Source organism: Zoogloea sp., from assembly GCF_041911615.1.
GTDB lineage: Bacteria > Pseudomonadota > Gammaproteobacteria > Burkholderiales > Rhodocyclaceae > Zoogloea.
The window spans coordinates 1-24774 of the sequence record NZ_JAYROR010000086.1; the positions used below are offsets into that span (position 1 = coordinate 1).

General features: G+C 70.6%; 25 protein-coding genes and 1 pseudogene. 2 read left to right on the top strand and 24 right to left on the bottom strand.

Annotated elements, in window-relative coordinates; genetic code table 11:
* Positions 1-126: 126 nt before the first annotated feature.
* The 21 genes and pseudogenes from ACE3P2_RS10095 to ACE3P2_RS10195 form a co-directional block, all read right to left on the bottom strand.
* A complete protein-coding gene (locus ACE3P2_RS10095; protein ID WP_374264006.1) occupies positions 127-1566 on the bottom strand; it encodes a nickel-dependent hydrogenase large subunit in 1440 nt (479 codons plus the stop codon).
* Positions 1563-2558 carry a HupU protein gene (locus tag ACE3P2_RS10100; RefSeq protein ID WP_374264008.1) on the bottom strand — a complete coding sequence of 332 codons (996 nt, stop codon included), beginning with the start codon at positions 2556-2558 and terminating at the stop codon, positions 1563-1565. The genes ACE3P2_RS10095 and ACE3P2_RS10100 overlap by 4 nt, the downstream gene beginning before the upstream one ends.
* Entirely contained in the window at positions 2555-4045 is a 1491-nt protein-coding gene (locus tag ACE3P2_RS10105; RefSeq protein WP_374264010.1) for a sigma-54-dependent transcriptional regulator, read from the bottom strand. Before ACE3P2_RS10105 ends, ACE3P2_RS10100 begins: the two co-directional genes overlap by 4 nt.
* Positions 4042-5778: a hydrogenase maturation protein gene (locus ACE3P2_RS10110; protein WP_374264012.1), complete on the bottom strand. Its 1737-nt coding sequence runs from the start codon at positions 5776-5778 to the stop codon at positions 4042-4044. The genes ACE3P2_RS10105 and ACE3P2_RS10110 overlap by 4 nt, the downstream gene beginning before the upstream one ends.
* 5 nt (positions 5779-5783) lie before the next feature.
* Entirely contained in the window at positions 5784-6086 is a 303-nt protein-coding gene (locus ACE3P2_RS10115; protein WP_374264014.1) for an antibiotic biosynthesis monooxygenase, read from the bottom strand.
* Positions 6087-6117: 31 nt separating this feature from the next.
* Complete coding sequence (gene hypE, locus ACE3P2_RS10120) at positions 6118-7164, bottom strand: hydrogenase expression/formation protein HypE (RefSeq protein WP_374264016.1); 1047 nt, start codon at positions 7162-7164, stop codon at positions 6118-6120.
* Between the two features lie 208 nt (positions 7165-7372).
* The gene (locus ACE3P2_RS10125) at positions 7373-8206 is read right to left on the bottom strand and encodes a methyl-accepting chemotaxis protein (RefSeq protein ID WP_374264054.1); all 834 of its coding nucleotides are present in this window, start codon (positions 8204-8206) and stop codon (positions 7373-7375) included.
* A 48-nt stretch (positions 8207-8254) separates the two neighbouring features.
* Positions 8255-9403 (bottom strand): annotated as a pseudogene (locus ACE3P2_RS10130) (FIST signal transduction protein); the annotation flags it as partial.
* A gap of 166 nt (positions 9404-9569) precedes the next feature.
* On the bottom strand, positions 9570-10709 hold the full coding sequence (hypD, locus tag ACE3P2_RS10135) for a hydrogenase formation protein HypD (RefSeq protein ID WP_374264018.1): 1140 nt from the start codon (positions 10707-10709) through the stop codon (positions 9570-9572).
* Positions 10706-10948, bottom strand: coding sequence for a HypC/HybG/HupF family hydrogenase formation chaperone (locus tag ACE3P2_RS10140; protein WP_374264020.1), 243 nt, complete (start codon positions 10946-10948; stop codon positions 10706-10708). Before ACE3P2_RS10140 ends, hypD begins: the two co-directional genes overlap by 4 nt.
* Positions 10949-10952: 4 nt before the next feature.
* Entirely contained in the window at positions 10953-11249 is a 297-nt protein-coding gene (locus tag ACE3P2_RS10145; protein WP_374264022.1) for a helix-hairpin-helix domain-containing protein, read from the bottom strand.
* Between the two features lie 22 nt (positions 11250-11271).
* Positions 11272-13650: a carbamoyltransferase HypF gene (gene hypF / locus ACE3P2_RS10150; protein WP_374264024.1), complete on the bottom strand. Its 2379-nt coding sequence runs from the start codon at positions 13648-13650 to the stop codon at positions 11272-11274.
* Between the two features lie 7 nt (positions 13651-13657).
* Positions 13658-14674 (bottom strand): hydrogenase nickel incorporation protein HypB, encoded by a 1017-nt coding sequence (gene hypB, locus ACE3P2_RS10155; RefSeq protein ID WP_374264027.1) that lies wholly within the window; start codon positions 14672-14674, stop codon positions 13658-13660.
* A gap of 14 nt (positions 14675-14688) precedes the next feature.
* Positions 14689-15030, bottom strand: coding sequence for a hydrogenase maturation nickel metallochaperone HypA (gene hypA, locus ACE3P2_RS10160; RefSeq protein WP_374264029.1), 342 nt, complete (start codon positions 15028-15030; stop codon positions 14689-14691).
* Positions 15023-15805, bottom strand: coding sequence for a hypothetical protein (locus ACE3P2_RS10165; protein WP_374264031.1), 783 nt, complete (start codon positions 15803-15805; stop codon positions 15023-15025). Before ACE3P2_RS10165 ends, hypA begins: the two co-directional genes overlap by 8 nt.
* Positions 15802-16287, bottom strand: coding sequence for a [NiFe]-hydrogenase assembly chaperone HybE (gene hybE, locus ACE3P2_RS10170; protein WP_374264033.1), 486 nt, complete (start codon positions 16285-16287; stop codon positions 15802-15804). Before hybE ends, ACE3P2_RS10165 begins: the two co-directional genes overlap by 4 nt.
* Before the next feature lie 3 nt (positions 16288-16290).
* The gene (locus ACE3P2_RS10175) at positions 16291-16503 is read right to left on the bottom strand and encodes a rubredoxin (RefSeq protein ID WP_374264035.1); all 213 of its coding nucleotides are present in this window, start codon (positions 16501-16503) and stop codon (positions 16291-16293) included.
* Positions 16504-16505: 2 nt separating this feature from the next.
* On the bottom strand, positions 16506-17357 hold the full coding sequence (locus ACE3P2_RS10180) for a hydrogenase expression/formation protein (protein ID WP_374264037.1): 852 nt from the start codon (positions 17355-17357) through the stop codon (positions 16506-16508).
* Positions 17354-17812, bottom strand: a complete 459-nt coding sequence (locus ACE3P2_RS10185; protein WP_374264039.1) for a hypothetical protein — start codon at positions 17810-17812, stop codon at positions 17354-17356. The genes ACE3P2_RS10180 and ACE3P2_RS10185 overlap by 4 nt, the downstream gene beginning before the upstream one ends.
* On the bottom strand, positions 17809-18114 hold the full coding sequence (locus ACE3P2_RS10190; protein WP_374264041.1) for a HypC/HybG/HupF family hydrogenase formation chaperone: 306 nt from the start codon (positions 18112-18114) through the stop codon (positions 17809-17811). Before ACE3P2_RS10190 ends, ACE3P2_RS10185 begins: the two co-directional genes overlap by 4 nt.
* Before the next feature lie 3 nt (positions 18115-18117).
* On the bottom strand, positions 18118-18732 hold the full coding sequence (locus tag ACE3P2_RS10195; protein ID WP_374264043.1) for a HyaD/HybD family hydrogenase maturation endopeptidase: 615 nt from the start codon (positions 18730-18732) through the stop codon (positions 18118-18120).
* 382 nt (positions 18733-19114) lie between these two features.
* Between ACE3P2_RS10195 and ACE3P2_RS10200 the strand changes: the two genes are divergently transcribed.
* Positions 19115-20227: a hypothetical protein gene (locus tag ACE3P2_RS10200; RefSeq protein WP_374264045.1), complete on the top strand. Its 1113-nt coding sequence runs from the start codon at positions 19115-19117 to the stop codon at positions 20225-20227.
* A 69-nt stretch (positions 20228-20296) separates the two neighbouring features.
* On the opposite strand, the gene cybH is transcribed toward ACE3P2_RS10200, so the two are convergent.
* The 3 genes from cybH to ACE3P2_RS10215 are packed head-to-tail and all read right to left on the bottom strand — an operon-like array spanning position 20297 to position 23889.
* Positions 20297-21001, bottom strand: a complete 705-nt coding sequence (gene cybH / locus ACE3P2_RS10205; RefSeq protein ID WP_374264047.1) for a Ni/Fe-hydrogenase, b-type cytochrome subunit — start codon at positions 20999-21001, stop codon at positions 20297-20299.
* A gap of 12 nt (positions 21002-21013) precedes the next feature.
* The gene (locus ACE3P2_RS10210; RefSeq protein WP_374264049.1) at positions 21014-22807 is read right to left on the bottom strand and encodes a nickel-dependent hydrogenase large subunit; all 1794 of its coding nucleotides are present in this window, start codon (positions 22805-22807) and stop codon (positions 21014-21016) included.
* Positions 22804-23889: a hydrogenase small subunit gene (locus ACE3P2_RS10215; RefSeq protein WP_374264050.1), complete on the bottom strand. Its 1086-nt coding sequence runs from the start codon at positions 23887-23889 to the stop codon at positions 22804-22806. Before ACE3P2_RS10215 ends, ACE3P2_RS10210 begins: the two co-directional genes overlap by 4 nt.
* A gap of 253 nt (positions 23890-24142) precedes the next feature.
* Here ACE3P2_RS10215 and ACE3P2_RS10220 point away from each other — a divergent pair, with 253 nt between their 5' ends.
* Entirely contained in the window at positions 24143-24646 is a 504-nt protein-coding gene (locus ACE3P2_RS10220) for a GNAT family N-acetyltransferase (protein ID WP_374264052.1), read from the top strand.
* Positions 24647-24774: the final 128 nt, after the last annotated feature.

Here is a 24774-nt window from a genome sequence, read left to right on the forward strand (position 1 = left end):
GCGTCGAGCCGCCCCGTCCGCCGCGGGACAGCGGCCCCTCGCCGGCGCCACGACCGATCGGCGAACCGAACCGTGGTCCCGGCGGCCGCCCCGCGGACGGCCCCCGGCCCGGCGGACAGTAGCCGCTCAGTGCACCGTGCACACCATGCACGGGTCGAAACTCCTCACCACGTGCTGCACCAGCAACGGTTCGGCCTCCGGCAGGCCGGCCAGCGCCTGCTCCAGCGCACCGGGCTGGCCGGCGGCGTCGCGGGGCGAAAAGTTCCAGGTGGTCGGCGCGATGATCTGGTAGCGCACGATCCGGCCCCCGCGCACCGTCAGCCAGTGGCCGAGGGCGCCGCGGGCCGCTTCGACGAGACCGCAGCCCTGGCCGTCGGCCGGCGACTCGGCGTGGGCGCAGAACGGCCCGTCGCCAAGCCCGCGCAGCCAGTCCTCCATCGCGGGCACCACCAGGGCGAGTTCGAGCAGACGGGCGATGACCCGGTTGGCCGCGTTGCCGCCGGCGTCCATCACCAGCTCGCGGATCAGCGGATGGCCGGCCACCGCCTGGCGCGCCAGCGCCCCGCATTCGACCACCTGGCCCTGCCAGCGCGGCGCCTTGCACCAGGTGTAGGCGCCGGGCTTGTACTCCACGGGGCGGGTGTCGCCCTCCGCCGGGTGACGGGGCGCGTCGTCCTCCAGCCAGGCGTGGGAGACATCCTCCAGCACGTCGCCGGGCGCGAAGGGCTGCAGCGCGCCGGCGGGCAGGTCGAGCACGCCGCGGGGGAAGAGCCAGCCGCCCTCACGGGCGTAGGCGCCATGGCTCAGGAAGCGGTCGGCGGCACGGCCGAAGCGGGCCAGTTGCAGGTCGTCGGCGATCTCGAGGAAGAGCCGGAAATCGCTCGCCGTGGCAGGTCGGGCCGCCATCCAGCGACGCAGACCGGCCACGCTTTCGATGCAGGCGACGGCCTCGAGGCGGTCGCCGAAGAGGTGACGTTCGAGCCAGCGGCGGAACTCGCGCAGCGCCGCGAACACCCGCAGCCGCTCGGCGGCCTGGGGCGCCCGGGCCACGCCGCCGGGCTGCAGCGTCATGCTGTGGGGCCACTTGCCGGCGAGGCTGCCCATGATCTGCAGGAAGGCCGCCCGGGCCGGCAGGGCGTCGGCGGTGGCGCTGCCGGAGGTCGCCTTGAAGCGCGCGGCGGCGGCGTCGAACCACGGCCGGCCGCGGTAGGCGTCGCGGGCGAAGTCCGGCATGAAGAAGAGGTAGAAGTGGGTGAAGTGGTCGGCCAGGTTCTCGGCCGCCAGGATCAGGTTGCTCACCCGCTGGCCGTCGGGCGTGGGCCGCAGGCCGGCCAGATCGGCCAGCGCGGCGGCGGCGGCGGCCGATTGCGACACCGAGCAGATGCCGCAGATGCGCGGCACGATCGTCAACGCATCCGTCGGCTCGCGGCCGATCAGGATCTGCTCGAAGCCGCGGAACAGCGGCGAATTGACGTACGCCGCCGCAACCCGGCCGTCCTCGAAATCGAGGCTCACCTCCAGGTCGCCCTCGACGCGGTTGAAGGGCCCCACCACCACACGATTCATTTCAGCCCCGTCTTGCGGATGGCCGGCGCGAGCACCGGCGTTTCGACCACGGCGTTCTGGCGCACCCGCGCCGGGGTGGCCGACTTGGACAGCGCCGCCAGCGCCACGAACCACGCCTTGGGCATGTCGGAGGGCAGCCCGATGGGGATGCCGGCGACCTTGGGCGTGCGGTCGAAGGCGTGGCCCGGCGATTCGAAACCCGGCTCGGTGCAGCTGATGCACGGGTAGCCGCCGTTGGTGCACGAGCCGGCGCCGTTCCATGGCCGGGTGTTGCAGTCGGCGTGGGCCTGGGTGCCCTTGCAGCCCAGGTGCTCCATCATGCAGCCCAGGTCGCCGGGTTTCTCGGCGCTGGCCTTGAACTCGTAGAACTCGTTGCGGTTGCAGCCGTGGTGCACCAGCTGGTCGGCGTAGAAGCGCGGGCGGCCGAGGGCATCCATGTCGGCTTCGCCGAACTGCCCCAGCGCGAGGGCCAGCAGGGTGTCGGTGACCCAGTCCGGGTGGGTGGGGCAGCCGGCCACGTTGATGACCGGCAGGCCCGCGGCCGAGCGGTAGTCGCCCCCCAGCAGGCCGCCCAAGTGCTCGCCGTCGTACTGCAGGCCGATGGCGCCGGCCGGGTTGTTGCCCGCCGCGGTGATGCCGCCGTAGGCCGCGCAGGTGCCCACGCCCAGGGTGTAGCGGGCGCGAGCGGCGAGGCGCTTGACCCAATCGATCATCGGCCGCCCGGTGCCCGCCAGCAGGTGGAAGCGCCCGCTGCCGTTGGGGCCGGTGAGGAGCGAGCCTTCGACGCACAGCAAGTCCAGCGGCCGGGCGCCGGATTCGAACTCGGCCAGCAGCGCCCGCACCTCGTCACCGGAGGCTTCCGACAAGGACGGATGCCAGGCCAGCATGATGCCCGCCGACGACAGCAGCCCCAGCACGTCCCGCGCGCCCGAGCACAGCAGCGACATGGTGCAGCCGCCGCAGCCGCCGGACTGGAGCCACAGGAGGTTCATTCGTCGTCCCCGCCCTTGCCGCCGTCGAGGCCAAAGCGGGCCAGCTTGGCGCGCAGGCCGACGCGGGAGAGTCCCAGCTCGTTGGCGGCGCGGGTCTTGTTCCAGCGCAGGCGGATCAGGGTTTCCTTGAGCACGCGCGCTTCCAGCGCCTCGACGCGCTCCTGCAGGGTGCCGGCGAAGCCGACGGCGGCGAGCTCGGCGTCGTCGGCCGCCCCGTGGCGGTCGGCGCCAGCCTGGAGCACCCGCGGCGCCAGCAGATGGGCGCCCAGGCACGGCTCGGTGGCCAGCGCCAACATGCGCAGGATGGCGTTCTGCAGTTCGCGCACGTTGCCGGGCCAGCGGTAGGCTGACAGGCAGGCCAGCGCCTCGGCGGTGAAGCCTTCGGTGTCCTTGCCCAGCGCGCGGCGGCTCACATCCAGCAGGCGCTCGGCGAGCAGCGGGATGTCCATCGGCCGCTCGCGCAGCGGCGGCACGTGGATCGGCACGATGGCGAGGCGGTAGTACAGATCCTCGCGAAAGCGCCCTTCGCGCACCTCGGTTTCCAGATCGCGGTTGGTGGCGGCGATCACCCGCACGTCCACCGTCACCGGGCGCGGGCTGCCGAGGGGGCGGAACTCGCCCTCCTGCAGCACCCGCAGCAGCTTGACCTGGAAGGCCGGCGAGGTCTCGCCGATCTCGTCGAGGAACAGCGTGCCGCCATCCGCCTGCTGGAACAGGCCGGTGCGGTCTTCATACGCGCCGGTGAAGGCGCCGCGCTTGTAGCCGAACAGCTCGGCCTCCAGCAGCTCGTCGGGCAGCGCGCCGCAGTTCTCGATCACGAAGGCCTTGTCGGCGCGGCGGCTCTGGTAGTGGATCGCCCGCGCGATCATCTCCTTGCCGGTGCCCGACTCGCCGGAGATGAGCACGGAGAGGTCGAAAGGCGCCACCTGGGCGATCAGGTCGCACACCGGGTTCAGCGGGCTGTCGGGCGCGCGGGTGAGGCCGTCGAGCCCGAACTCGCGCTTGACCCGCTCGTACTTCATCTCGACGCGCTTCTTGAGCACCGGGCTGGTGGTGCGCAGCTCCAGGCTCAGGCGCTGGTTCTCGGCCTGCAGGCGGTGCAACTCGGCGGCGTTGCGCATGGCCATCAGCAGGCCGTCGGGCTGCCAGGGCTTGAGCAGGTACTGGTAGATGCCCGCGTCGTTGATGCCGGCGATGATGTCTTCCGAGTCGGTGTAGCCCGAGATGATGATGCGCACCACGTCGGGCCATTGCTCGCGCACCCGCTTGAGGAAGGCCACGCCGGATTCGCCGGGCATGCGCTGGTCGCACAGCAGCACCTGCACCGTCTCGCGCTCGAGGATCTTCCAGGCGTCCTCGGCGGAGGACGCGGTGAACACCTCGAACTCTTCGTCGAGGGTGCGGCGCAGGGCTTCCTGGGAGCGGACTTCGTCGTCCACCACCAGCACGGACGGCAATCGGGCGGCGGGTTTGATCGGACTGTTCATCGCTGGGCTGGGCTGGCCCCGACGCAGTCGCGGTGCCGGGCGAGGTGGCGCGGCGTCCAGGACTGGGGGCTCTTCATCACGAAATGGTAGCGCGCCCCGTGGTAGCTGGGGTCGAAGCCGTAGAAGTTGCGGCGCATCCGGGCGAGCTCGTCGTCCCGGTAGGCGGAAAGGGGTTTGGCGGCTTCGTCGGCCGCGCGGCGGGCCCGCTTGGCGGACAGGCGCTCGGCGTAATCCGGCGCTGCTGCCAGCGCCTGGGCGCGGGCGAGCACCTCGGCCTCGAAGGACGGCCGGTCTGCGCCGAAGGCGGCGTCGATCAGGCCAGTCTGCGCGGCGCGCGGTGCGCCCAGGGGCAGGCGCTCGGCCATGATCGCCCGGGCGGCCGCATCGCCCACGCGGCGCGGCAGCAGGTAGGTCCAGTACTCCGAGCCGTACAGGTTGCCCATGTTCTTGTAGTGGGGGTTGAGGATCACCCCCTCGCGCGCCCACACGTGGTCTGCCGCCAGCGCCAGAAAGCAGCCCCCGGCGCCGGCGTTGCCGCGCATCGCCGCCACGGTGAGGCGATCCGTGAGCTGCAGGATGGCGAGGCACACGTCGTCCATCGCGTTGATGTTGGCCCAGGATTCGTCCGCCGCCGAGCCGCCGGCCTGCTGCTGGGCCTCGATGCGGCCCAGGTGGATGCCGTTGGACCAGAAATCCGCCCCGCCCTCCAGCACCAGCACGCGGGTGGGCCGGGCGCGGGCGAAGGCGATGGCGTCGGTGAGGCGTCGGCACGGGTCGGTGGCCATCGCGCCGTTGTAGAAGTCGAAGGACAGCACGCCGACGGCGCCGCCGGCTTCCTCCCGGTAGCGCAGCTCGCCCCAGTCGGCGGCATCGCGCATGAGCGGCGCGGGGCGCTCGGGCAAGACCGCGGCCTGATCGGCGAAGGCCACGGTGGCGGGCAGCTTGATGCCGCCGGGGCGCTTCACGTGACCGATCCACACCGCGCCGTCGCGGGTGGCACGCAGCACGGCGCCGTCACGGCGGGCGATCAGGTCGCCGGGCGTCGTGCCGGGCTCGAAGGCGGCCGGGTGGGCGTCGAAGAGATGGCAAGGCTGACCGAACAGCGCGTCGGCGACGCCGGGAAAGCCATCGGCGGCGCGCAGCCGGGCGAGGATCGTGGCGGTGTCGTCGCGGGCCCAGTCGATGGCGCGATCCGCCTGGCGCATCAGCGGCTGGAGCGTGCCGCGCACGGCCGGGTCGTCGGAGGACGGTCGTTGCGGCTGCCAGCGGCCGGCACGCCAGTCGTCGAAGCGGGCGATGGCCTCACGCACGGCGGCCAGCGCCGCCTCGGTCACTTCGCTGCGGTAAAGACTGGCCTTGGGCGCGGCGCGCATCGGGAAGACGCGGCTCGCCCATACCGGGCCGGCGTCCATCTCGGCTTCGGCCTGCAGCACCGTGACGCCCCACTCCGCCTCGCCGCGCTGGATCGCCCAGTCGAGGGCCGACGGGCCGCGGTCGCCGACGATGCCGGGGTGCACGACAAGGCACGGCAGGCGCGACCACACGGATTCGGGGATCGCGCGCTTGAGGAAGGGCGCCAGCAGCAGCTCCGGCTGGAACAGCGCGACGGCCTCCTCGGTGACGGAATCGGCGATGTCGAACTCCACCGAGAGGTCGTGGCCGTCCGCCACCAGCGCGTCGAAGAGGCGCTGGGTGAGGCTGTTGAAGCTGTGGCAGAGGACGAGGATGCGCATTCGGCTTACAAAACGGCTTCGAAGCCCTCGAACTGGGGCGGGCCAAGGTAGATGTCGCGGCTGCTGCCGGCGCCGGCGTGGGCCTTGCGGAAGGCTTCGGAGCGCGTCCAGGCCTCGAAGGCGGCGGCGGATTCCCACACCGAGTGGCTGGCGAACAGCGTGAACTCCGGCGTCGTCGGCCCCTGCAGCAGGTTGAAGGACTGGAAACCGGGCGCTTCGTCCAGGTGGGATTCGCGCTTTTTCCAGATCTCGATGAATTCGGCCTCGCGGCCCGGGGCGATGCGGAAGCGGTTCATGGCGATGAACATGGCGGGCACTCCGAAAAGGGGGAAAACGGGATCAGCAGATGCGCGGCAGCTGCTCGCCGGCGAGCCAGTCCACCATGCGGCGGCCGCCGAAGGCGGTCTTCATCTGCACGAAACGGTGGTCGTCGGCGATCACCTCGCCGACCCGCGCAGCGCGGGCACCGAGCGGGTGGGCGCGCAGGGCGGCGACGAGCGCGGCGGCTTCATCGGCCGGACACACGGCGATCAGCTTGCCCTCGTTGGCGATATTGAGCGGGTCGAGGCCCAGGAACTCGCAGGCGGCGGCCACCTGCGGGTCGACGGGGATCGCCGCCTCATCGAGCACGATGCCGACGCCGGACTGCTGGGCGATCTCGTTGAGGGTCGCCGCCAGCCCGCCGCGGGTCGGGTCGCGCAGCAGGCGCAGGCCCGGCGCGGCGGCCATCGCCACGGCGGCGAGGCCGTGCAGCGCGGCGGTGTCGGAGCGGATTTCGGCGTCGAAGGCGAGGTTTTCGCGCTGGGCCATGATGGCCATGCCGTGGTCGCCGAGGGTGCCGGAGACGATCACCGCATCGCCGGCCCGGGCGTTGGCGCCGGAGAGGTGGCGCCCGGCGGGCAGCGCGCCGATGCCGGTGGTGGTGATGAACAGGCCGTCGCCCTTGCCGCGCTCGACGACCTTGGTGTCGCCGGTGACCACCGGCACGCCGGCCTCGCGGGCCGCGGCGGCCAGGCTGGCGACGATGCGGGCGAGGTCGGCCAGCGGAAAGCCTTCTTCGAGGATGAAGCTGGCGGCGAGGTACAGCGGCCGGGCGCCCATCACCGCCACGTCATTGACGGTGCCGTGCACAGCGAGGCAGCCGATGTCGCCGCCGGGGAAAAACAGCGGCGAGACCACGTGGGCGTCGGTGGCGACCACCAGCCGCTCGCCGGGACCGGGGGCCGGCAGCACCGCGCCGTCGTCCCCCTGGCGCAGCCATTCGTTGTCGAAGGCCTTGCCGAAGATGTCGCTGATGAGCTGGACCATCGCGCGGCCGCCGCCGCCATGGGAGAGGTCGACGCTGCCGTGACGCAGGTCGAGGGGTCGGACGTAGTTTTTCTTCATCGCCGGAGGGCTCCAAGATGAAAAGGCGCCCCCTCTGAGGCGTGAGGCCGGCGTGTCGTCGCGTCGCGCACGGGGCCGGACGGCAGGGCGAGGCCGGCCCGCCGCGCGCCTGCGCTGCGGGTGAGGGTGGAGGTCGTTTTCATGGCACGCGTGTCGTTTCGGCCGGTTGCCCGGGCCGCGCGGCACGCGTGAGGTGCCGGCGGGCGGGTCAGGCGTGGGTCAGTTGGTTGTCGGTGAGGGTCTTGAGGGTGTCGGCGACGCCCCGGGTATGGCTGGCAGTGCCGGCGGTCATGCCGCTGAAGGCCTCGATGTCGGTGAGCATCGCGGACAGCAGGGAGACATCGCCGGACTGGCGCTCGATTTCCTGGGCGACGCGGCCGATCTCGCCGGCCAGCGACGAGATGTCGGCGCCGATCTCGCCGGCGCTGGTGCGGGATTTCTCGGCGAGCTTGCGCACTTCGTCGGCCACCACCGCGAACCCCCGCCCGGCCTCGCCGGCGCGGGCGGCCTCGATGGCGGCGTTGAGGGCGAGCAGGTTGGTCTGGTCGGCGATCTGCTGGATGACCTCGACGACGCCCTGGATGCGTCCGCTGGCCTCGGCGAGGCGACGGGCGCTGTCGGCGGATTCGGCGGCCTGGTTGCTGAGGGTGGCGATGGTGGTGCTGGCGTCGTGGACGACCCGCTCCTGCTGCTGGATGTGCTCGCCGAGCGAGCCCACCGAGGCGTAGAGGTCGGTGGCGCAGGATTCGAGCTGACGGGCGGTGTCGTTGCGCAGGGTGTGGGAGGCCAGCAGCGTCTGGCCGAGGCTGTTGAGACCGTGCACGACCAGCGAGATGTTGTCGTCGAAGCCCGACGGGTCGAGCTTGCTGTCGAAGGCGCCGGACTGGAACTCGACGATCTGCTTGACGATGACCCGCGACAGGCCGGTGAGCTTGCTGCTCTGGCGGCGCAGGAAGAAGGCCTTGAACTCGCCGTAGTGGGCGACGAAGTTGTCGACGAACTCGTCGCGGAAGGGCGTCCCCTCGGGCACCCGGAAGAACATCACGGCGGCCAGGGTCTGGTTGAGATTGAGACCGAGGATCTCGCCGAAGGTGGAGAAGCCGGCGAGGTTCGGGCAGTCGAGCACGCCGCCGATCTGCGACAGCTCGCGCTCGTTGTTGAGGCGGCGCAGGATGCAGTCGTTGAGGATGCCGGCTACCGGGGCGCCGGGCTTGCCGGCCATGAAGGCGCGGTAGTCGTCGGCGGTACTGGTGGTGAGGCTGTTGCGGCGGACCAGCAGCAGCTCTTCGCCGGGGGAGATGTCGCAGTAGAAATTGACGCGGTCGTCCTGCAGGTTGACGTTGACCACCGAGCGCACGAACAGCTCGTCGCCCACCCGGATCGCGAAGGAGTAGTCGGCGAGCTTGCCCTCGAGCTCCTGCGGACGGCAGTGGAAGTGGGCGCACAGGGCGTCGATGAAGGAGACGATGCGGCCTTCCTTGTCGATGACCTGGCTGACGTAGCGCTGCTCGAGCGAGGCGCCGATGACCGGGAAATGCGCGCCGTCGGGCACGAAGTTGTGGCTCTTGAGCACACCGAAGCGGGTGCCCTTCGCCACCTTCAGGAACGCGATCAGGGCGTGGTTCTCGAGCTTGCGGGTGCCGTCGTGAATCCAGGTGTGCTTGAAATCGAACTTGCCGCCGGCCGAACCGCCGACGAACAGGCAGGGGAAGCGCCCGGAATCGTACAGGGCCTCCATGAAGAACGACTCGGAGGCCGACAGGCCGTCGAAGAGGATGTAGGCGAAGGTGTCGCGGTGGTCGATCTCGATATCGACCTTCAGGCCGCGGATGTCGCGGGCGATGCCGGCGATGCGCTCGCGTACCGCGCGCTCGTGCTGGCCGCGGCGCAGATCCTCGCAGCCGAGGGGCACCGCCACCACCTGGGCGCGAGCGATCAGGCTGGCGTCGAAGCACTGCAGCACGACCCGATCCCAGCTGTCGCCGGTGCCGCAGTAGAGGTTGCGGCTGTCGCTGCACAGCTCGCCGGCGGTGGAGCACAGCATCACCGGCACGCCGGGGAAGCGCGCGGTGACGGCACGGGCCACCTGCTCGATGTCCACGTGGGGCGAGACGTAGCCGCCGATGAAGGTGGGCGCGATGCGGGCACCGGCCAACTGCTGGGCGAGCTCGCCGGCACGGCACTGGAGGGTATGGACGCCGGGCGCGGGGGCGCCCCGAAACTTGCTGAACAGGCTCACTTCTTGTCTCCTAGACGGCCTCGACGCGGGCCTCCATGGCCGCTTAACGGCGGTCGGAAGACAAGATTGAGCGATGTTTTTCGTGCCATGCCAGCCGCAAGGCGGCGTTCGTCATGAAAAAACGTGGGGGGGATAGGGAAAAAGGGCATCGCTGCGGGGACGGGATTCAGCCGGCCACGACCGGGATGTCGCGGAAGCGCCCGTAGGTGTAGTGGGCGGCGCAGGCGCCCTCCGACGACACCATGCACGAGCCCATCGGCGTCTCCGGCGTGCACACCGTGCCGAAGAGCTTGCAGTCGCGGGGCGTCTTGACGCCGCGCAGGATCGCCCCGCATTCGCACGACGGGTGATCCGGCACCGGGCGGTACTCGAGCCCGAAACGCGCCTCCGCGTCGAAGGCGGCGAAGGGCGCGCGAATGCGCAGCCCCGAGTACGGCACCAAGCCGAGTCCGCGCCATTCGAAGGCCTGGCGCAGTTCGAGCACGTCCGACACGAGCGCCTGGGCCTTGAGGTTGCCGTCTTCGGTGACGGCGCGGGTGAATTCGTTCTCGACCTCGGCGCGGCCTTCGTTCACCTGGCGCACCAGCATCAGGACGGCCTGCATCACGTCGAGGGGTTCGAAGCCGGCGATCACCACCGGCTTGCGGTATTCGTCGGCGAAGTGGGCGTAGGGCCGGCTACCGATGATGGTGCTGACATGGGCGGGGCCGATGAAGCCGTCCAGCGGCACGGTGCCGAGATCGCGCACCTCGGGCGATTCGAGGATCGCGGTGATCGCCGACGGGGTGAGCACGTGGCAGCACAGCACCGAGAAGTTGGTGAGCCCGAGCGCCGCCGCCTGGCGGATCACCAGCGCGGTGGGCGGGGTGGTGGTCTCGAAGCCGATGGCGAAGAACACCACCTGGCGGTCGGGCTCCCGCTGAGCCAGCGCCAGCGCGTCGGCGGCCGAGTAGATCATCCGGATGTCGGCGCCGCGGGCGCGGGCACGGAGCATCGACAGGCCTTCGGAAGCCGGCACGCGCAGGGTGTCGCCGTAGGTGCACACCGTGACGCCCTCGTCCAGCGCGAGGCGGATCGCCTGGTCGATGCGGCCGATGGGCAGCACGCACACCGGGCAGCCGGGGCCGTGGATCATCCGCACCTGGGCCGGCAGCAGGTCGGCCACGCCGTAGCGGGAGATGGCGTGGGTGTGACCGCCGCAGAACTCCATGAAGGCGTAGCGCCGATCCGGCCGGGCTTCGCGGGCGATGGCGGCGGCAAGCCCGCGGGCGAGTTCGCCGTCGCGGAATTCGTCCACGTATTTCATGCGCGGGCGCTCTGCGCGCCGACGTCGATGCCGGCCTCGGCCATCAGCGCGAGGGTCTGCTCGGCCTCGACCGGGTCGAGGCGGGTGAGCGCGTAGCCCACGTGGACGATCACGTAGTCGCCCACGGCGACACCGTCGACCAGCGCCAGCGAGATCGTCTTGCGCACGCCGCCGAGGTCGACGACGGCCTGGCTGTCGGGTAGAAGTTCGACCACGCGGGTCGGGATGGCGAGGCACATGGGTTCAATCCTGGCTGGCGCCGAGGCGCGCCTTGCGCTCGGCGGTGTAGGCCCACCACGGGCGGGCCGGCTCGCCACCCATGAAACGGGTGGCGGCGATGAAGGTGTCGAGCAGGCACGGATCGCTGCGGATGCCGCAGACCGCGTTGACGTCGGCGTAGAGCGCGAACGGGTCGCGCCCGACGAGGCCGGCCGGGGCGTCGATGCCGATGCGGCGCAGGATGTCGGCCACGGCCTTGCCCACGTTGGGGACATCCTCGAGCCGGCGCACGCTGGCCGGGGTGGCGTTCAGCTTGCCCATCGGACGGCACCTGGCGCGGCGCTCACAGCAGCCCCCGACGCAGCTCGGCACGGGCCACCCAGGCCTGGCCGAGGGCGATGCCACCGTCGCCGGGAGGCACGTGCTGGGCCTCGAAGACGACCAGGCCGCGGGCCGTCAGCTTGTGACGCAGGCCGGCGGCGAGCAGGCGGTTGTGCAGGCAGCCGCCGGCCAGGGCGACGCGGCGCAGGCCGGTGGCGTGGGCCGCGTCCGCGAGCCACTGGGCGAGGCCGTCGATCAGGGTGGCGTGGAAGTGGCTGGCGCCGCGGGCCGGATCGGGCTCGTCGGCCAGCATGTGAAGCAGCGGATAAAGGTTGAGCACCGACAGGTCGGCGGGCGGGCGGCGGTCGATGTGGTAGCCGCCGACGAGGGGCAGGCTTTCGCCGAAGCGCCGGGCGAGGGTTTCGAGGCGCATCGCGGCCTGGCCTTCGAAGCTGGTGGCCTCGCACAGGCCGAGCAGGCCGGCGGCGGCGTCGAACCAGCGCCCGAGGCTGGTGGTGGGCGGGCAGCGGGTGCCCCGCGCGAGCATCGCGAGCACCTGGGCGACGGCCGGCTGGTGGGCGAAGCGGCGGGCCGCCTCGTCGGGGCGGCCGAGGGCATGGAGCACCCCGGTGGCGACGCGCCAGGGTTCGCGGGCGGCGCGGTCGCCGCCGGGCAGGGCGAGCGGACTGAGGTGGCCGAGGCGGCGGAACTCGGCGCCGTCGACGTACAGCAATTCGCCGCCCCACGGCAGGTCGTCGGTGCCGAGGCCGACGCCGTCGGCGGCGAAGCCGAGGACCGGGCCGTCGAGGCGGTGTTCGGCGCACACCGCGGCGATGTGGGCGTGGTGGTGCTGGACGGCGATGGAGGGGATGTCGAGGGCGTCGGCCAGGGCCAGCGCGGCGCGGGTGGAGTAGTAGTCCGGGTGGGCGTCGTGGGCGACGGCGGCGGGCCGCACCGACAGGATCGCCTGCAGGTGGGCGGCGGCCTCGTCGAGGGCGGCGCAGGCGGCCGGGTTGTCGAGCCCGCCGATGTGCTGGGACAGGAAGGCTTCGGCGCCGCGGGCGAGGCACAGGGTCGCCTTGAAGTGGGGGCCGAAGGCGAGCACCGCCGGACCGCTGGCGTCGAGGGGCATCGCCAGCGGGGTGAAGCCGCGCGCCCGGCGCAGGAACTGGACACCCCCGCCGACGGGTTCGCCGGGGGCCGCCGGCAGGTCGGGGCGCAGGCGCAGCACCGAGTCGTCGCAGCGCACGACGATGTCGCGGTCGTGCATCAGCAGCACGTCGGCGATGTCGGCGAGGCGCGCGAAGGCTTCGTCGTTGCGCTGCACCAGGGGCTCGCCGTGGGGGTTGGCGCTGGTCATCACCAGCGCCAGGGGTTGCGGCTCGGCGAGCCAGGCGGTGCCGGCGGGCCGGCCGGCGGCCTCGTGGAACAGCAGGTAGTGCAGCGGCGTGCCGGGCAGCATCACGCCGAGTTCGTCGAGATCGGGGGCGAGGCCGGGAAAGGCTTCGTCGCAGCCGGGCTGCTTGGCGAGCAGCACGATGGGGCGCTCGGGGCTTTCGAGGGTGTCGGCCTCGGCCCCGCCCAGGCGCGCCACACCGGCCAGGCTGGCGACGCTGCCGACCATCAGCGCGAGCGGCTGGTGGGGGCGGCGCTTGCGTTCGCGCAGGCGCGCGACGGCGTCGGCGTTGCGCGCGTCGCAGGCGAGGTGGAAGCCGCCGAGGCCCTTGATCGCGACGATCTCGCCCAGTTGCAGGCGGCGCAGGGTTTCGGTGATCGGGTCGCGGGCCAGGGCCGGAATGCCGTGGGGCTCGAAGAGGCTGAGCTGCGGCCCGCAGGCCGGGCAGGCGTTGGGCTCGGCGTGGAAGCGGCGGTCGCCCGGATGGGCGTATTCGGCGGCGCAGCCGGGGCACAGCTCGAAGCCGGCCATGCTGGTGGTGGCGCGGTCGTAGGGCAGGCTGCGGGTGATGGTGTAGCGCGGGCCGCAGTGGGTGCAGTTGATGAAGGCGTAGCGCCAGCGCCGGTCGTCCGGGTCGAACAGCTCGCCGAGGCAGGCGTGGCAGACGCCCACGTCGGGACCGATGGCGGTGGCGACTTCGCCGCCGGCGCTGGGCAGGATCACGAAATCCTTGCGCGACAGGTCGGGCGGGATGACCTCGGGTTCGATGGCGTCCACCCGCGCCAGCGGCGGTGCCTCGGTGGCGAGGCAGCGGGTGAAGGCGTCGAGGACGGGCTCGCTGCCCTGAATCTCGATTTCGACGCCGCCGCCGTCATTGCGCACCCAGCCGGCCAGGCCGAGGGTGTTGGCGAAGCGATACACGAAGGGCCGGAAGCCCACGCCCTGGACGACGCCACGCACGCGCAGGCGGCGGGCGACGCGGGTCGGGTCGACGACGATCAGCATCGGCGCGTCACCCCTGGGCGGCAAGCCGGGCTTCGAGCTCGGCGACGCGGGCGCGCAGGCGCGCAACGGTGTCGAGACGCGCAGCGCGGGCGGCGGCCCGACGGGCGTCGATCCAGCCGAGCCACTCGTCGAAGCCGGCGCCGGTGGTGGCCGACACCTGGATCACCTGCAGCGCCGGATTGACGCGCAGGGCGAAGTCGATGGCGCGCGGGAGGTCGAAGCTGAGGTAGGGCAAAAGGTCAACCTTATTGACCAACATCAGGCTGGCGGCGGCGAACATGTCGGGGTACTTGAGCGGCTTGTCCTCACCCTCGGTGACCGACAGCACCACCACCTTGGCGGCTTCGCCGAGGTCGAAGGCGGCCGGGCAGACGAGGTTGCCGACGTTCTCGATGAGCAGCACGCTGTCCTCGGGCGGGGCGAGCCTTTCGAGCGCGTGGCCGACCATCGCGGCGTCCAGGTGGCAGCCCTTGCCGGTGTTGATCTGCAGCGCGGGGGCGCCGGTGGCGCGAATGCGCTCGGCGTCGAAGCTGGTCTGCTGGTCGCCCTCGACGACCAGCACCGGCACACCGTCGGCGCGCGCCGTGAGGGCTTCGATGGTGCGCACCAGCAGCGTCGTCTTGCCCGAGCCGGGGCTGGAGACGAGGTTGAGGGCGAGGATGCCGCGGTCGGCCAGCCAGCCGCGGTTGCGCTCGGCGAAACCGTCGTTCTTGGCGAGGATGTTCTGCTCGATCCTGACCATCTGGGCCTGGCTCATGCCCGGGGCGTGGGCGCCGGCGGGGCCGTGGCCGTAATGGGCGCTGCCGGCGTCGGTGGCCGGGGCGTGGTCGTCGTGCCCGCTGGCGTCGGCGTGGCGGTGAGCGCGCGCGCGGGTGCCGGCGGGCACCCAGGCGTGGCCCGCCTCGGGGCCGTGGACGTGGCGATGCACGGTGCCGTCGGCGTGGACGTGTTCATGCTCGCCGGGGGTCAGCGCCTCGCCTTCGATGCGGGTTTCACCGGCCCCGCAGCCGCACACATTGCACATCGTTCACTTCGCTTTCATTCGATTTCGAGTTCCTTGACCCGCATCTCGGTGCCGCCGGTGGCCTGCACCTGGTAGCTGCCGCACTGCGGGCAGGGATCATACAGCGCGCCGATCGGCACGGTGGCGGCGCACTGCAGGCACCAGCCCTGGCCGGGCACGGCGTCGATCTGCAGACGGGCGCCGTCGGCGATGCTGTCCTTCATCACCACGTCGAAGCAGAAGGCCAGCGCCTCGGGCTCGACCGACGAGAGCCGGCCGATCTCGAGCACGACGGTCCGGACCCGGGCGAAGCCCTGGGCGCGGGCGGCGTCTTCGACGATCTGGCGGATGCCTTCCGCCAGCGACATTTCATGCATCGACGATCTCCACCAGGTAAGGCACGCAGGGGTCGAGGCGCAGGACCGCGCGCTCGACGGCCTGGCGGGCCGCGTCCGGCGTGGGCAGGCACGCCGGCAGGTTTTCCACGATACCCCTTTCGTCGGCGAATTTGCGATCGGTCGGCGCATCCACCCGCCACGCCGCCACGCGCCCGTCCTCGACCCGCAGGGCGTGGCGCAGGGGGCCGCGGGCGGTGTGCGACCAGGCTTCGCCACGGCCTTCGGCGAAGACGCCGGCGCTGCTGCAGGGGTAGACGCTGTCGTCGGCGAGGGCGCGGGCGGCGACGGCGAGGGCGTCGAGGGGGCCGGCCAGATCGGCGCGCAGGGCGCCTTCACCGGCGAGTTCGGCGGCCAGGGTGGCGGTCGCCTCGGCAAGGGCGACGCGGCCGCGGGCGCGGGTCGACCGCCAGGCGGCGAAGCGGGCGCTGCGGGCCGGCTCACCGAACAGGCGGGGCCAGTCGAGGAGCAGGCGCCAGAGCAGTTCGTGGGTGGCTTCGGCCCACAGCAGCCAGGCCGGCACCGATTCGCCCACCGGATAGCCGGCGGCGGCCAGGGCCATCCGCCCGGTCTCGCGCTGGACCAGCCCGCACAGGCTGAAGTACAGCGGCACCCGGGCGAGCGCCTCGGCGGGGGCGAGTCCGACCAGGGTCTGGGCCACCGGTGGGCGGACGAGCTGGATCTGCCAGTCGGAGAGCACGCCGTCGTGCCAGCGCGCCGCCACGCGCAGGCCGCCGGCCAGGGTGCCCGGGGTCATGCGGCGTGGCGTCCGAAAAGCCAGCGGCGGCGGCTCGGGGACGCGTCGTCGGGGGCCGCGGCATCCGCCGCGATGGGCGGCTGCAGCAGCGCCAGCAGCGCGGCACCGGCGGTCTCGCAAGCGGCCGCCATCGAGTCGAACTCGAGCGCCGGCGAGAACAGCGAGCACACCTGATAGGGGCCGAAGCCGACGTCCTCGCCGAAGACGAAATCGTAGTCGCCGCTGGGGAAGCGCCAGCGGCGCTTGGACAGCGAGGCGGCCGCCGGCCACGGGTCGCGGCCGGGCAGCAGGATCAGGTTGATCGCCCACGGCATCACCAGCACGCCGACGCGCACGCCCGCCCAGTCGACGAGCCGGACCAGGCGCACCGCAAGGCGCGGATTGCACAGGGGCACGTCGGCCATCGGGCCGGCGGCGACGGCGCGGTAGTGGGCCTCGATGCGCGCGGCGAGGGGCGCGAGGGCAGCGGGATCGGAACCCATGGCTCAGCCGCCCTTCAGCACCATGAACTTGTGGCGCGGCGCATCGCAGTTGGGGCAGCGCCAGTGCTCGGGCAGCTGCGCGAAGGGCGTGCCGGGCGCGACGCCCCACACCGGATCGCCGTGGGCGGGGTCGTACACCTGCCAGCAGATGCCGCATTCGAGCCGGTCGTCGTCGGCGAGGCGGGTGCCGTCGCCCAGAAAGGAGCCTTCGAACATGCTCAGCCTTCCTTCAGCATCGCGATGTATTCGCCGAGGCGTTCGAGGGTGTCGGCGTAATCTTCGGCGGCGGCGAGGACGACTTCGGGCATGTCCACCACTTCGAGGGTGTTGAGGATCAGGGTGTCCATGCTGTTGAAGTACTGCACCCACCAGACGTGGGCGAGCCGGGTGCTGGTGACGCGGCAGTTGCCGTAGCCACGGGAGAGCACCGACACCTCCCGGTGGCCGAGGGCGCCGTAGAGGTAGTCGAGGTCGCTTTCGGTGACCGGCAGCAGGGTCAGGTTTACCACGTGGGCGGGCCTGCCGGGCTGGTGGCGGTCCGACTGTTGCTGGATCTCGGCAAGCAGCGCCTCGCCGTTCATCATGCCGGGGGCGAGCGGCGGCGGGCTGAGCGCGGGCAGCGTGGTGGCGCGCATCGCGGCATAGAGCTCGGCCGGCACCGGACCGGCTTCGAGGCGGTCGGCGACGATGGCCCCGCCCTCCCCTTCCTCCAGCACCCGCCACAGGCCGGCGAAGGCGGTTTCCTGCACGCGGATGCGGCTCGGGGCGAGGGTGAAGGCCGACACCTCTCCGAAGCCGAGCGAGTCGGTGAGCAGCTCGCGCACCGCGGGCGGCTCGGCGCTCAGGTCCGCGCGGGCCGGCTGGGGCGCGTCGATCGGGCGGGCGCGCATGGCGGCGAGCAGGCTTTCGAGGATCGCCACGGCGCGGGCCAGGTCGGCGTCGGCCACCGCTTCGGGCAGGCGCGGCGCGCGAAAGGTGGCCATGTCGCCGGGCATCGCCAGGTATTCGGGGGCTTCGTCGGTCTGGCTGCCGGGGCCGACGGGTACGACGGGAATCGGAAAGGGCTTCATGCGCAGCTCCGGACGGACTGGGTGGCAATGGAGATCGGCGGCCGGCTCGGCAAGGCGCGGGCGATGCGCCCCAGCTCGCTGACGAAGGCGCCCCAGTCGAGGATGCCGGCGAGGGTGCCGAGGTATTCGCCGCCCTGCAGCACCACCACCGCCGGGTAACGATTGACGCCGAAACGGCGGGCCAGTGCCGGGCTCGCGCCGGCGTCGGCGACCAGCGCGGTGGCGACGAGGCCGAGGGCCCGCAGGGCTTCGGGCAGCACCACGGCCACGTCGAGGGATTCGGGGCTGCGCTGGGGGTCGTCGGTGAGCAGCAGCACGGCCAGCCCGTCGAGCGCCAGCCCATCGAAGGCGTCGGGGTCGGCGAGGCGGCTGAAGGCGTGACGCTCGACGAGGCGCCGCAGGGCGGCGTCGAGCTTGTCGAGGGACGATTGCGGCGGGGCGAACTGGGCGCTCATTGGGGCTCCATCAGGTGGGCGGGCAAGGTGGGGGGGCGCTCGACCAGATCGGCGAACAGGGCGTCGATGCGGGCGCGGTCGCCGGTCCGGGCGGCGTCGAGGGCCGCCAGGGCGTTGTTGATCGCCTCGGCCCGCGCGGCGTCGATGACTTCGCGGGCGGTGCCGAGAAAGGTGAGCAGCCAGGCGCCGACGGGCTGTTCGCCCACCAGCAGCAGGTCGACCTGCTGCTCGCCATCGGGGCCGACGCAGCGGGCCGTCCAGCGGCCGGCTTCGATGACGCGACAGGGAATGCCGATGCACATGGTTCAGTTCTCCTGGATGAAACGGGCGTCGCCGCCGCGCCACGCCTCGCGCTCGCCGGGGCGGCCCGCCTCGTAGGCGTCCATCGCCAGGCTGGCTTCGTTGAGGCGCGGGCCGCCGGCACCGTTGCGCGGCAGCGGCGCGGCGCCCCAGCGGGCGAGCCATTCGCAGGCCACGTCGAGGGCCGGGCCGATCTGCGCCTTGACCTCGTCGCGCAGGCTGCCGCCGAAATCCTCCAGCTCGACCGGCTGGCACCCCACCAGCACCAGCTCGGCGGGCAGGCGACCGAGCAGCTCGGCGGAGGCGAGCACTTCCTGGAAGCCGGTCTGGTGCAGGCTCATCTTCTTGGCGCCCATGAAGCGCGGCACCGCGTCGCCAACCACGACGCGCAGCGTGCCCGGCGGGTCGCCGTAATCGACCGCGTCGAACACCAGCAGGCGCTCCGCTGCCTCGACGTAGGGCAGCAGGTAGAGGCCCTGGGTGCCGCCGTCCATCACGGTGACGTGCTGCGGTAGCACATGGCGCTCGGCCAGGGCTTCGGCGCAGCGCACCCCGAAGCCCTCGTCGGCCCACAGGAGGTTGCCGATACCCAGAACGAGAATGGAAGCAGGACCAGACATGGAAATATCCCGGCAAAAGGTCCAGCTACATAATCAAGTTCCGTGCCGGTTATGCGAAGGCGGCCCAAATTCATCGCGCGGCTTGCCCGACAAGGCCTTAGCGCGGCAACGCGGCAGGGATTCCGACGAAAACGGAAATCGATCTTCCAGCAGACCCAAAAACCGGAAGATTGACTTCCACCCAACAACAACCTTTCGTGGCAAGACGGTGACATTTTGTTGAAAACATCCCCGGCATTCCCGGGTGATAATCCGGGCCGGCAAAAAAAACCCCTTGAAGAGGCAGGGATTTATCGCAAGGTCACAATTAGCATGACTTTTTTCGCGTCGCCGCATAACTTGATAACCCGTTTCAGGCTGGCCTGATTTATTGTCTCCGCCCATGAAAATCCTCCTGCCGGCCGCCGCGGCCATCGCTCTGCTCGCCAACCCCGTCACCGCCCTCAGCGCTCCGGCCGACGATGCCGCCCCGCCGAAGGTTGCGCCCGCGGCACCCGCCGCCCCGACCGCGGACACACCGCTGCCGGCCCCCGCCAAGGTGACCCGCTGGGAAGACACCGGCATGAAACCGGTGGACGCGCGGGAATGGCAGAACTACGGCTTCTCGCCGCAGGAGGGCATGAACTGGCGTAACGCCGGCTTCGAGCCGGTGGTGGCGCGCACCTGGTCGGACAAGGGCTTCGACGCCGACGAAGCGCGCGAGTGGCGCGACTCGGCGCGCATGAGCCGGACCATGATGGCCGAGATGGACCACGCCGATCCGGCCGCCTGGAAGCGCGAGGGCTTTTCGCCCGCCGACCGGCTGGCCTGGTGGGAAGCCGGCTTCGTCTTCGACGACGCGGTGCAGCTGGCACGCAGCGGCATGACCCCGGCCCAGGCCGCCTGGCACGGCCACGAAAAACTCAAGGAGCTGCGCGGCGGTCCGCCCACCGCGGCGCCGGAGGGCGCACCCGCCGCCGCCCCGGGCACCGCCCCCCTGCCCCGCCCGGCCGCGCCGCAGGCGCAACCGAACGCCGCCCCGAACCTCGACGCCGCCACCGTCTGGCGGATCGTCGGCCCCTTCCTCAAGGTGGGCCTGGTCGGGCTGGTCGCCTTCATCGCCGGCGGCTTCGCGTTCTTCCTGTACCGCCGCGCCCAGGTCAACAGCAAGCTGGCGACGATCAAGCCCGACGCGCCCGACAGCGAGATGCCGCCCGCCGCGCCGGCCCGACTCGGCAAGAAGGTCATGGAAAAGCGCAAGCCGGCCCGGGCGGTCAAGCTCTTCAAGGCGGCGAGCCCCCACTGCATCCACTGCAAGAGCGGCAACGTGCGCCACTCGCGGATGCATCCGCACAAGTTCGCCGGCATCAACTTCACCGAGTATTTCCGCTGCAAGAGCTGCGGCCGCCACTTTGCGATCGTCAGCTACACCTCGATCCTCGCCGCCGCCGGGGGCATCGTGCTGTCGCTGATCCTCATCACCGCGTCGTTCATCTACGTGTTCTCGGTGGCCTGAGCACCGCCGGGCACAGACCAAGAAAAAGCCCGGCAAGCGCCGGGCTTTTTCTTGGAGGGTCAGGCGCGATCAGTCCTTGAACATCCGCCAGCCCGACACCATCGTCGAGATGAGGCTCTGGCGGCTCATGATGTCCTCGCGGATCGCGGCGTAGATGTGCACCACCGCAAAGCTCATCATGATCCACATGCCCAGCCGGTGCAGGCTGTGGGTCTGCATCGAACCGCCGAGCATCGGCAGCACCCAGCCGACCAGGCGATCGGCCCACGAGCCCAGCCCCAGGCCTTCGCTGTACAGCGCGAAGCCGGTGAAGAGCATTCCGAAGGCCAGCACGGTGAAGAAGAAGAACATCATCAGCTGGGCCATCGGGTTGTGGCCGACGTACTTTTTGGGGTGCTTCTCGAGGAACAGATACCAGCGCAGCTCGAAGAACACCTCGCGCCACCACTGCCGGTTGGTGATCGGCAGCTTGAAGATCTGCCGGGCGTGGTGGTTGCCCACGAACGCCCAGTAGGCCCGGCCCAGCAGCCCCACCGCGAAGATGTAGGCCGCCGCGAAGTGGGCGAAGCGGATGTAACCCATCAGGAAGTTGTCCGAGGCCTCGCCAGGCATCGTCGGCAGCGGCTTGCCGATGAAGTAGCCGCTCACCGCCAGCACGACGATCGCCAGGGCGTTGATCCAGTGCCACAGACGCACGGGCGCCTCATACACGTAGATCGAACGTACCTGCCGGCCGTGCCGTTCGGCCTCCAGCATGTCTTGTTGTGAAAGCATCGCGACACCTCCTCAGCGGACCTTGATCGACGCCATTTCCTGCCCGTCCGGCGACAGCACATGGGTCGAGCAGGCCATGCACGGGTCGAAGGAATGCAGGGTGCGCAGGATCTCCAGCGGCTCGTCGGCCTTGGCGACCGGCGTGTCCAGCAGCGAGGCTTCGAAGGCGCCGATCTGGCCCTTCGCGTCCCGCGGGCCGCCGTTCCAGGTGGTGGGCACCACCGCCTGGTAGTTGTCGATGCGGGTGTCCTTGATGCGGATCCAGTGCCCCAGCGCGCCGCGCGGCGCCTCGGTGAAGCCCACGCCCTTGGCGTCCTTCGGCCAGGTGGACGGGTCCCACTTCTCGATGTTGGCGGTGGAAAGATCGCCAGCCTTGAGGTTGGCCATCAGCTTGTCGAAGAAGTAGCGCGACTTGTGCGCCGCCCAGGAGGCCTCCAGGCCCCGCGCCGCGGTACGGCCGAGGGTCGAGAAGATCGCCTTGAGGGGCAGGCCGAGATCCTTCAGCAGCTTGTCCACCGGCTCCTTGAACTCGGGGTTGTTCTGGGCGTAGCCGATCACGTAGCGGGCCAGCGGCCCCACCTCCATGGCGTGGCCGCGCCAGCGGGGCGCCTTGATCCACGAATACTTGCCGGCTTCGTCCAGGTTCTCGATCTTGGTCTTGGTGCCCTTGGTGGCCTTGCCCAGCTCGAAGTTGGGTTCGGTCACGCCATCCCACGGGTGCAGGCCACGGGTCTCGTCGGCGTACTTGTACCAGCTATGGGCCACGTGTTCCTGCACCTGCTCGGGGTCGCGCAGGTCCACTTCATGCACCTTGGTGAGGTCGCCGTTGATGATGGCGCCCCGAGGCAGCAGCAGATTCTTGGCCGAGTAGTCGTTGGCCACGTCCGGGATGTCGCCGTAGGACAGCACGCACTGGCTCGACAGGCCGCCGCCGTAGGTCCAGTCCTTGTAGAAGCTGGCGATGGCGACGAGATCCGGCACATACACCATGTCGATGAACTCGATGCAGCGGTCGATGATCGAGCTGATCAGGTTGAGCCGCTCCATGTTGATCGCGCCCACCGCGCCCGCGCCTTCCAGGTTGATCGCGCAGGGCACGCCGCCCACCAGCCAGTTGGGGTGCGGGTTCTTGCCGCCGAAGATGGTGTGGATCTTGACGATTTCCTTCTGGAAGTCGAGCGCCTCCAGGTAGTGCGTCACCGCCATCAGGTTGGCTTCCGGCGGCAGCCGGTAGGCCGGGTTGCCCCAGTAGCCGTTCATGAAGGGGCCGAGCTGGCCGGATTCGACGAATTTCTTGAGGCGGTTCTGCACGTCGCGGAAGTAACCGGGCGACGACAGCGGCCAGGCCGAGATGCTCTGGGCAAGTTCGGAGGTCTTCTTGGGATCGGCCTTCAGGGCCGACACCACGTCCACCCAGTCCAGCGCGTGCAGGTGGTAGAAATGCACCAGGTGGTCGTGGATCTGCAGCGCCAGCTGCATCAGGTTGCGGATGATGTTGGCGTTCTCGGGAATGCGGATGCCGAGCGCGTCCTCGACCGCGCGCACCGACGTGAGCGCGTGGGTGCCGGTGCACACGCCGCAGATCCGCTCGGTGAAGGCCCACGCATCGCGCGGGTCGCGGCCCTTCAGGATCACCTCCAGCCCGCGCCACATGGTGCCGGTGGAGACCGCGTTGCGGATCACGTTCTTTTCGTCGATGTTCACCTCGACGCGCAGATGGCCCTCGATCCGGCACACCGGATCGACCACCACGCGCTTGCCCGAGTTGTCGAGCTTGAAGCCCTGGGTTTCCAGCACCGTCATCATTTGTCTCCCGAATGCTTGTCGTCATGCTGCGAGCGGGCCCGCGCCAGCGCCGTCACCGCCGCGTGAGCAGCCACTGCCGCGCCCACCGCGCCGGCAGCCGTCGCGCCGATCTTGTCGGCATTGGCCTCGACGCCGAACTGATGGATGTCGGTGACACGGTCGTAGAAGCTGCCCTTGTCCCAGAAGCCGTCTTCCGAGCAGCCGATGCAGCCGTGGCCGGATTGCACTGGCCAGCTCACGCCGCCGTTCCAGCGCATCGACGAGCAGGCGTTGTAGGTGGTCGGGCCCTTGCAGCCCATCTTGTAGAGGCAGTAGCCCTTGCGCGCCGCCTCGTCGTCCCAGTTCTCGACGAACTGGCCGGCGTCGAAGTGCGGGCGGCGGTAGCACTTGTCGTGGATGCGCTGGCCGTAGAACATCTTCGGCCGGCCCTGGCGGTCGAGCTCGGGGATGCGGTCGAAGGTCAGCATGTAGGTCACGACGCCGGTCATCACCTCGGCGATCGGCGGGCAGCCGGGCACGCGCACGATGGGCTTGTCGGTGATGACCTGATGCACCGGGGTGGCGCGGGTCGGGTTCGGCTTGGCGGCCTGCACGCAGCCGTAAGACGCGCAGGCGCCCCAGCTGATGATCGCCTTGGCGTCGGCGCAGGTTTCCTTCAGCACTTCCACGAACGGCCGGCCGCCGTGGATGCAGAACATGCCGTCCTCGTTGAGCGGCGGGTTGCCCTCCACCGCCACGATGTAGTTGCCCTTGTACTTCTTCTTCACCTCCTCGATGATCGCCTCGGCCTGGTGGCCGGCGGCGGCCATCAGGGTGTCGTCGTAGTCGAGGGACAGCATCGACAGCACCACGTCCTTGGTCAGCGGGTGGGCCGAGCGGATGAAGGATTCGGAGCAGCAGGTGCATTCCAGCCCGTGCAGCCAGATCACCGGCGTGCGCGGCTTGGTCTCCATCGCATGGGCGATCTTCGGCACGAAGGCGCTACCGAGCCCCAGCGACGTGGCCGTCAGGCTGCAGAATTTCATGAAGCTGCGCCGGGTGATCCCCTGCCGGCGCAGCACTTCGTAGAATGTTTCGGTCATGGACGTCAGCCCTCCCCTCCTGGAACATCACGCCCGGATATGTTCTGATCTGCCGCGACGAAACCGGGCCGACAAGGTCGCGTAGCCTCAGCGGGAATTAACAAGAACCGTGCCCAGTTTGCGCGCTCCGCAAAACCTCTTTCCTGGCAAGGGTTTAGCTTTTAAAACCGGTCCAGCAAGGTCCGCCCACGAGCCAGCCGACAAGCCATTGACCGGCCAATCGGAAACTCACTTACCAGCTCATCCAGCCACCATGTCCCGCCTCACGATCCAGCCCGTCGACTTCGATGCCCCGGCCCAGCGCGCCGACTTCCTGTTCCTCCTCGACCACTACATGCGCGGCCGCACGGGCAACGGCGCGCCGATGGACGACGCGCTACGCGCCCGCCTGCCGGAAGCCCTGCGCCACCGCACCAACGTGCTCAGCTACCTCGCCTATCTCGTCGAAAATGGGGAATCCCGGCCCGCCGGGCTGATCAACTGCGTCGAAGGTTTCTCCACCTTCGCCGGACGGCCGCTCCTGAACGTCCACGACATCGTCGTGCACGAAGACTTCCGCCGCCGCGGTGTCGCCCGTGCCCTGCTCGCCCACGTGGAGGACGTGGCGCGCGGACGGGACTGCTGCAAGCTGACCCTGGAAGTGCTCGAAGGCAACCGCGGCGCGCACCGGGCCTACCTGGAATTCGGCTTTCAGCCGTACCAGCTCGATCCGGCGATGGGCGCCGCGCTGTTCATGGAAAAAAAGGGGTATCCGTAAATGATGGTTGATACGGGCCTACAGCGAGTCAGCTTCCAACGTCGCGATCAGTGTTGCTACGTCGGTGCCGAGGTTGCGGCCGGCAGCGGCTACAGGAGGCGTCCAACGGCCCATCGAGTCGTCCGGAA

Bases quoted from the DNA above. Each gene is read 5' to 3' on its own strand.
- ACE3P2_RS10140 (WP_374264020.1), bottom strand. From the start codon at position 10,948: ATGTGCCTCGCCATCCCGACCCGCGTGGTCGAACTTCTACCCGACAGC.
- cybH (WP_374264047.1), bottom strand. From the start codon at position 21,001: ATGCTTTCACAACAAGACATGCTGGAGGCCGAACGGCACGGCCGGCAG.
- ACE3P2_RS10165 (WP_374264031.1), bottom strand. From the start codon at position 15,805: ATGACCCCGGGCACCCTGGCCGGCGGCCTGCGCGTGGCGGCGCGCTGG.
- ACE3P2_RS10100 (WP_374264008.1), bottom strand. From the start codon at position 2,558: ATGAACCTCCTGTGGCTCCAGTCCGGCGGCTGCGGCGGCTGCACCATG.
- hypB (WP_374264027.1), bottom strand. From the start codon at position 14,674: ATGTGCAATGTGTGCGGCTGCGGGGCCGGTGAAACCCGCATCGAAGGC.
- ACE3P2_RS10200 (WP_374264045.1), top strand. From the start codon at position 19,115: ATGAAAATCCTCCTGCCGGCCGCCGCGGCCATCGCTCTGCTCGCCAAC.
- ACE3P2_RS10215 (WP_374264050.1), bottom strand. From the start codon at position 23,889: ATGACCGAAACATTCTACGAAGTGCTGCGCCGGCAGGGGATCACCCGG.
- ACE3P2_RS10210 (WP_374264049.1), bottom strand. From the start codon at position 22,807: ATGATGACGGTGCTGGAAACCCAGGGCTTCAAGCTCGACAACTCGGGC.
- ACE3P2_RS10175 (WP_374264035.1), bottom strand. From the start codon at position 16,503: ATGTTCGAAGGCTCCTTTCTGGGCGACGGCACCCGCCTCGCCGACGAC.
- hypA (WP_374264029.1), bottom strand. From the start codon at position 15,030: ATGCATGAAATGTCGCTGGCGGAAGGCATCCGCCAGATCGTCGAAGAC.
- ACE3P2_RS10095 (WP_374264006.1), bottom strand. From the start codon at position 1,566: ATGAATCGTGTGGTGGTGGGGCCCTTCAACCGCGTCGAGGGCGACCTG.
- ACE3P2_RS10110 (WP_374264012.1), bottom strand. From the start codon at position 5,778: ATGCGCATCCTCGTCCTCTGCCACAGCTTCAACAGCCTCACCCAGCGC.
- ACE3P2_RS10180 (WP_374264037.1), bottom strand. From the start codon at position 17,357: ATGAAGCCCTTTCCGATTCCCGTCGTACCCGTCGGCCCCGGCAGCCAG.
- ACE3P2_RS10220 (WP_374264052.1), top strand. From the start codon at position 24,143: ATGTCCCGCCTCACGATCCAGCCCGTCGACTTCGATGCCCCGGCCCAG.
- hypE (WP_374264016.1), bottom strand. From the start codon at position 7,164: ATGAAGAAAAACTACGTCCGACCCCTCGACCTGCGTCACGGCAGCGTC.
- ACE3P2_RS10125 (WP_374264054.1), bottom strand. From the start codon at position 8,206: ATGTTCTTCCGGGTGCCCGAGGGGACGCCCTTCCGCGACGAGTTCGTC.
- ACE3P2_RS10115 (WP_374264014.1), bottom strand. From the start codon at position 6,086: ATGTTCATCGCCATGAACCGCTTCCGCATCGCCCCGGGCCGCGAGGCC.
- hypF (WP_374264024.1), bottom strand. From the start codon at position 13,650: ATGCTGATCGTCGTCGACCCGACCCGCGTCGCCCGCCGCCTGCGCGTG.
- ACE3P2_RS10105 (WP_374264010.1), bottom strand. From the start codon at position 4,045: ATGAACAGTCCGATCAAACCCGCCGCCCGATTGCCGTCCGTGCTGGTG.
- ACE3P2_RS10195 (WP_374264043.1), bottom strand. From the start codon at position 18,732: ATGTCTGGTCCTGCTTCCATTCTCGTTCTGGGTATCGGCAACCTCCTG.
- ACE3P2_RS10145 (WP_374264022.1), bottom strand. From the start codon at position 11,249: ATGGGCAAGCTGAACGCCACCCCGGCCAGCGTGCGCCGGCTCGAGGAT.
- hybE (WP_374264033.1), bottom strand. From the start codon at position 16,287: ATGGGTTCCGATCCCGCTGCCCTCGCGCCCCTCGCCGCGCGCATCGAG.
- hypD (WP_374264018.1), bottom strand. From the start codon at position 10,709: ATGAAATACGTGGACGAATTCCGCGACGGCGAACTCGCCCGCGGGCTT.
- ACE3P2_RS10190 (WP_374264041.1), bottom strand. From the start codon at position 18,114: ATGTGCATCGGCATTCCCTGTCGCGTCATCGAAGCCGGCCGCTGGACG.
- ACE3P2_RS10185 (WP_374264039.1), bottom strand. From the start codon at position 17,812: ATGAGCGCCCAGTTCGCCCCGCCGCAATCGTCCCTCGACAAGCTCGAC.